Genomic DNA, 5,510 nt, shown 5'->3' on the forward strand with positions numbered 1-5,510 from the left:
GGGCTTCATTTCGATGACATCGCCAAGCTGATGCGGGCGTTGCGCAAGCTCCTCGAAGCCGGTCACTCCTTGGTCGTGATCGAGCACAACCTGGACGTGATCCGCGCCGCTGACTGGCTGATCGACCTCGGGCCCGAGGGCGGCGACGCCGGTGGCCTGCTGGTGGCCGAGGGGTCGCCCGAGGAGCTGAAGAAGCACCCCACCTCGCACACGGCCCGCGCCCTGCGCGAGTACGACCACGCGCTGGGCGAGGGCGCTGCGCTGGCCCAGGAAGGGCGGCCGCTGCAGGCGGTGGTGCGGGCCCGCCGCGCGGAGGCGATCGAGATCGTCAACGCCCGCGAGCACAACCTCAAGTCGCTCTCGGTCAATATTCCGCATGGCAAGTTCAGCGTGGTGACCGGTGTCTCGGGCTCGGGCAAGTCGACGCTGGCCTTCGACATCCTGTTCAACGAGGGGCAGCGCCGCTATCTCGAATCGCTCAACGCCTATGCCCGCAGCATCGTGCAACCGGCCGGCCGGCCGGAGGTCGACGCGGTCTATGGCATTCCGCCCACGGTGGCCATCGAGCAGCGGCTCTCGCGCGGTGGCCGCAAGTCCACGGTGGGCACCACCACCGAAGTCTGGCACTTCCTGCGCCTGCTCTATGTGAAACTGGGCATACAGCACTGCGTGAAGGACGGCGCCGAGGTGCGCCCACAAACGCCCGACAGCATTGCGGCCCAGATCATGCGCCGCTGGCGCGGCCAGCATGTGGGCCTCCTCGCGCCGCTGGTGATCAATCGCAAGGGGGTCTACACCGAGCTGGCCGACTGGGCCCGGGCCCGGCGCTACACCCACCTGCGCGTCGACGGTGACTTTTTGCCCACCACCGGTTTCCCCCGCCTGGATCGATTCAAAGAACACTCCATCGAGCTGCCAGTCGGCGATCTGAAGGTGGGTCCGGACACGGAAGGCGCGCTGCGCGAACTGATCACCATCGCTCTGGAGCATGGCAAGGGGGTGCTGCACCTGTTGGCGCCACTCGACGGCCTGCATGAGGCCATGGACCAAGGCCTGGGCCGTCACCACCACATTGGCCAAGTGGAAGTTTTCTCGGTCCGCCGGGCCTGCCCGGTGTGCAGCACCTCGTACGCTGAGCTGGACCCGCGCCTGTTCTCCTACAACAGCAAACATGGCTGGTGCCCGGACTGCGTGGGCACCGGTGTCAAGCTCACCCGCGACCAGCGCAAGGTGTTGGACGACTCCGTGATGGACGACGACAACAAGGGACGTGAACAGACATTCTCCGAGGTTGAGGTCGAGGATGTGAGCGACGAGACCTGCCCCGGCTGCGAGGGCAGCCGACTCAACGCCCAGGCGCGGGCAGTCCGCTTTTTCGGGCAGGGCATTGCCGATATCGCCGCGCTGTCAGTGGGCGATGTGCGGCGCTGGGTCGAGACGCTGCAGGTCGAGGGCGCACTTGCTGTCCGCGAGCAGGGCATCGCCCGCGATCTCATTCCCGAGATTCGCAGCCGGCTCGAGTTCCTGGAGGAAGTGGGCCTGGGCTATCTCACGCTGGACCGTGGCGCGCCCACGCTCTCAGGGGGCGAGGCTCAGCGCATTCGACTCGCGGCCCAACTGGGCTCCAACCTACAGGGCGTGTGCTACGTGCTGGATGAGCCCACCATCGGCCTGCACGCCCGAGACAACCAGATCCTGCTCAATGCTCTGCACAAGTTGGGCGACAAGGGCAACACCTTGGTGGTGGTGGAGCATGACGAGGACACCATCCGCCGCGCCGACCATGTGATCGACATCGGTCCCAGCGCCGGCAAGCGCGGGGGCCAGTTGGTGGCCCAGGGCTCGGTGGCCGATGTCACTGCCAGCGCCGACTCGATCACCGGCCGCTACTTGCTGCACGCGATGAAGCACCCGCTCAAAGCCCGGCGCGGCCCCGGCGATGCCTGGCTGCAGCTGCGCGGCGCCAGTTTGCACAACCTCGGCGACGTTGACGTGGATGTGCCTTTGCAAAGGCTGGTGGTGGTGACGGGCGTCTCGGGCTCGGGCAAGTCCACGCTGGCGCGTGATGTGCTGCTGGAGAACGTGCAGCGCGGCGTTCAACAGCGGTCGACCAAGGCCGGGCGCGAAGCCGACGAGCGCGGCCAGCATCCGGAGTGGGTGGACTGCCGCTCGCTCACCGGCTACCAGGGCATCGACCGGGTGCTGGAGGTCGACCAGACCCCCATCGGCAAGACGCCTCGCTCCTGCCCCGCCACCTACATCGGCTTTTGGGACACGGTGCGCAAGCTCTTTGCCGACACGCTCGAGGCCAAGGCCCGCGGCTATGGGCCCGGGCGCTTCTCCTTCAATACCGGCGAGGGTCGCTGCCCCACGTGCGAAGGCCAGGGCCTGCGCACCATCGCGATGAGCTTTCTGCCGGACGTGAAGGTGTTGTGCGAGTCCTGCCATGGCGCACGGTTCAACCCCGAGACCCTGGCCGTGACCTGGCGCGGAAAGAGCATTGGCGACGTGCTGCAGATGGAAGTGGACGAGGCGGTGGCCTTCTTTGCCTCCATGCCCAACATCAGCCACCCGCTGCAACTGCTCAAGGACGTTGGCCTGGGTTACCTCACCCTGGGCCAGCCCTCGCCCACGCTCTCGGGCGGCGAGGCCCAGCGGATCAAGCTGGTGACCGAGCTGTCCAAGGTGCGCGACGACGTGACTCGCCGCGGCCAGAAGGCGCCGCACACGCTGTATGTGCTGGACGAGCCGACGGTAGGCCTGCACATGGCCGACGTGGAAAAGCTCATTCGCGTGCTGCACCGGCTGGTGGACGGCGGGCACAGCGTGGTCGTCATTGAGCACGATCTTGACTTGGTCGCCGAAGCGGATTGGATCGTCGACCTCGGACCCGAGGGCGGCGATGCCGGTGGCCAGGTGGTGGCAAGCGCGCCGCCCGAGGAGGTGGTGCGCCTGGGCACCCACACGGGCCTGGCGCTGGCGCCGGTGCTGGCGCGGGTCTGAAGCAGCCTTAGCGCGCTGCTAGCAGCGCCTGCACCATCTCGGCGAACCCTGTGCCGCGCTCACTGGGCGTGATGTAGCGGGGCAGGTGCGTGAGCTGTGGCGCGAATCGGGCGATGTTGGCCACGCCGACCGACTGTGCAAAGCGCTCGAACATGCACTGGTCGTTGGTGGAGTCGCCGATGTAGGCCCAGGTCTCGATCTCGTCGTCCAGGTCGCGGCCGGTGAGCGCGCGCAGGATCCAGCGCGCGCCGGCGAGCTTGTCATGCTCGCCAAACCAACCGTTGATGTGGATGGAGCTCACCGTGGCCTGCATGCCGGCAGCCTGCATCGTGGCCACCACCTGGCGGATGGCGGATGCGGGCAGCTGGCAGAACTCGCTGTGGTCGATGGCGATGTCGGTCTCGCGCCCGGCGCTGTCCTGGGCCAGCGTGGCACCGGGGACTTCCGCGACGATCCGACGGGCAACTTCCTGCATGCGCGCGAAGTTGCCCTCCCGCGTGACAGCGTCCTGCAAATAGAGCTTCTTGATCGCGTAGCCGCTGGTATGGCCGCTTGCAGGTGAATACGTCGCGCCGGCAAAGCTGGACGCGAGGACCGCCTGCTCGCGCACCAAGGCCACTGCACCGTTTTCCGCCACGATGGCCTGCACCGGCCAGGCCCGCGCGAAGGGTTCGCTCCAGCCCATCGGCCGGCCAGTGACCGCGATGACGGGCAGCCCGGCTGCCTGCAGCGCGCCCAGGGCGGCCAGGGCCTCGGGCGTGATGGCACCCTCAGCGGTCAGGGTGTCGTCGATGTCGGTGAACACGCCGTGCACCCGGCGGCGGTCTTCCACAGGCCAGGACGAGAGCGGGCGCATGGCGTGGGCAGGCGCGGCACGGCGGCCGCGCTCAGTTACCTTGCAGGGCCAAGCCCGCATGCTCGCGCAGCGGGTGGAAGTGGATCTTGGGAAAGCGCTCCTGCGCCAGCCGTACGTCGTAGGGCGAGGTGCATAGGAAGGCCAGCGCGTCGGCGGCATCGCGCGACATGCGCTGGGGGTAGGCGTCGGTGAAGGTGCGCAGTTCGGCGGGCGTGTCGGCCGTGATCCAGCGCGCGCCGGTGTACTGGCACCCCTCGAGCCGGATATCGGCGTCGTATTCGGCTTTCAGGCGGTGCTGCACTACCTCGAATTGCAGCTGACCCACGGCCCCCAGCAGCATTGCGCCGCCCGCCTCGGGCTTGAAGACCTGGATCGCGCCTTCCTCTCCGAGCTGAGCCAGGCCCTGCTGCAACTGCTTGGTGCGCAGCGGGTTGCGTAGCAGCACGGTCATGAACAGCTCGGGCGCAAAGAAGGGCAGGCCGGTGAACTGCAGGTTGGCACCGTCGGTGATGGTGTCGCCCAGTTGCACACCGCCGTGGGTGGTGAAGCCGATGATGTCGCCCGCATAGGCCTCGTCGACCGCCTCGCGTCGTTGCGAGAGGAAGGTCACCACCGAGGTCGGCCGCAACTCCTTGCCGGTGCGCTGCACCTTGAGCTTCATGCCAGGGGTGTATTTTCCTGAGGCCATGCGCACGAAGGCGATGCGGTCGCGGTGGTTGGCGTCCATGTTCGCCTGGACCTTGAACACCACACCCGAAAACGCGTTGTCTTCCGGCTGGATGGTCTTTTCCTGCGGCTGCTTATTGACCGTGAGCGAACTCTTGCGGGGCTGGGGCGCGGGTGCCAGATCGACCAGGGCGTCGAGCACCTCCATCACACCGAAGTTGTTCACGCCCGAGCCGAAGAACACGGGGGTCTGCCGGCCCTCCAGAAAGGCTTGGTGGTTCCAGGCGGGGGAGGCGCCGACGGCCAGCTCCATGCTTTCGGCCGCGGCCTCGAACTCTGCACCGAAGCGCCCTAGAAGGGCGGCACGGTCCGACAGCGCAATCGTCTCGAAGTCTTGCGGCCGGCGTTCGCTGCCGGACTCGAACACCGTCATTGCGTCGGTGCGCAGGTTCATGATGCCGCCGAAGAGCTTGCCCTTGCCCACCGGCCAGGTCATGGGCACGCAGGGCATGCCCAGCTCTCGCTCGACTTCGTCGAGGATGTCGAGCGGCTCGCGCACCTCCCGGTCCATCTTGTTCACAAAGGTGATGATGGGCGTGTTGCGCTGTCGGCAGACCTCGATCAGCCGCCGCGTTTGTGCTTCCACGCCGTTGGCCGCGTCGATCACCATCAGCGCCGAATCCACCGCGGTGAGCACCCGGTAGGTGTCCTCGGAAAAGTCCTTGTGGCCGGGCGTGTCCAGCAGGTTGATCACATGGTCCCGGTAGAGCATCTGCATGACCGAGGAGGCCACCGAGATGCCGCGCTGCTTCTCGATTTCCATCCAGTCGGAGGTGGCATGGCGCGAGGCCTTGCGGGCCTTGACGCTACCTGCGATCTGAATTGCGCCCGAGAACAGCAGGAGCTTTTCCGTCAACGTGGTTTTACCCGCGTCGGGGTGCGAAATGATCGCGAAGGTGCGGCGCCGGCGGGTTTCGGCGGCGAA

2 protein-coding genes and 1 pseudogene are annotated in these 5,510 nt (G+C 67.1%); 1 reads left to right on the forward strand and 2 read right to left on the reverse strand.

Annotated features, from left to right (window positions below; translation table 11 throughout):
- Nucleotides 1–3,003 (forward strand): annotated as a pseudogene (locus QE494_RS14075) (excinuclease ABC subunit A); the annotation flags it as partial.
- 7 nt (nucleotides 3,004–3,010) lie between these two features.
- Here the strand turns inward: QE494_RS14075 and QE494_RS14080 are convergent.
- Nucleotides 3,011–3,859 (reverse strand): HAD-IIB family hydrolase, encoded by an 849-nt coding sequence (locus tag QE494_RS14080; RefSeq protein ID WP_300044209.1) that lies wholly within the window; start codon nucleotides 3,857–3,859, stop codon nucleotides 3,011–3,013.
- Between the two features lie 31 nt (nucleotides 3,860–3,890).
- Nucleotides 3,891–5,510 (reverse strand): peptide chain release factor 3 (locus QE494_RS14085; protein ID WP_300044211.1); only part of this gene is annotated, 1,620 nt, incomplete at its 5' end.

The sequence above is a fragment of the Ramlibacter sp. genome (genome assembly GCF_029866045.1).
Taxonomy (GTDB): Bacteria; Pseudomonadota; Gammaproteobacteria; order Burkholderiales; family Burkholderiaceae_C; genus Ramlibacter.

What these genes read in the sequence shown, in the direction of transcription:
- QE494_RS14080 (WP_300044209.1), bottom strand. Translation starts at nt 3,859, where the DNA reads ATGCGCCCGCTCTCGTCCTGGCCTGTGGAAGACCGCCGCCGGGTGCAC.